The 767-nt window shown below is 42.1% G+C and carries 1 protein-coding gene; it reads right to left on the minus strand.

The genetic code is table 11. From position 1 onward, the window contains the following. Positions 1-13: 13 nt before the first annotated feature. A partial coding sequence (locus AB4503_RS23575) for an IS4 family transposase (protein ID WP_372115801.1) occupies positions 14-767 on the minus strand: 754 nt, incomplete at its 5' end.

Here is a 767-nt window from a genome sequence, read left to right on the forward strand (position 1 = left end):
TAATGCCGTTCACTTAAGAGTGAACGGCATTTTTGTTCTTAGCATACCGTTGTGGTCTGGGTTTAACTCTTCTAGGGAATGTCCTTTCCCTTCGCCCTTCAAGTATTAAGCTTTCAGCCATGTTGTGGAACCCCTTTAGCTGACGAGGTATTGCGCCTGGTGTTGAATAAGGTAAGCCTACAAGTAACGCAGATACATGAGCTAATGTGCCGTTAAAACTCAGTTGATAAGGAAGGTAATTTCCCTTTAAATTGAAGCAGAGCTCGACCATCTGGTATCGGATTAAATTGTAAGTAAGCAAGATGCCCCATAACTCCTGCTTTACCAGTTCTGGTAAACGACTTCGCAGCGTGAGACGATTTCCAAGCATGTATTGTTTTTGCTCTCGGTAGCCTAGCTCAATTTCCCAACGATGTTCATAAAGGCCTGCAATATCTTTTGATGGGTAACGCAGGGAGTCCGTCATGGAGGTTAATACTTGGTAGTCTTTTCCTTTAATTTTACGAGTGACAAGTCGAGCGGTTATCGACTTTGGTAAATCAGGCCATAGCTTTCTAGCCCTTGGGTTACTGTGTAATTGAACCAGTTTGTCATTTCGCCCTAAAGATTGAACAATGTCATATTGTGTATTTTTCTTGAGGGGGATAAGCCAATGACGCTCTGAGCCAGAGTCTTGCCATTTATGTAATAAACCTAAAGAATAGAACCCCTTATCGAACATTGTCACGCTATGGTTTGGTGTTGTTCCTATCAGTTTTTCAGCTAAT

It is taken from the genome of Vibrio sp. 10N.222.55.B11 (assembly GCF_041473705.1).
GTDB lineage: Bacteria > Pseudomonadota > Gammaproteobacteria > Enterobacterales > Vibrionaceae > Vibrio > Vibrio crassostreae_C.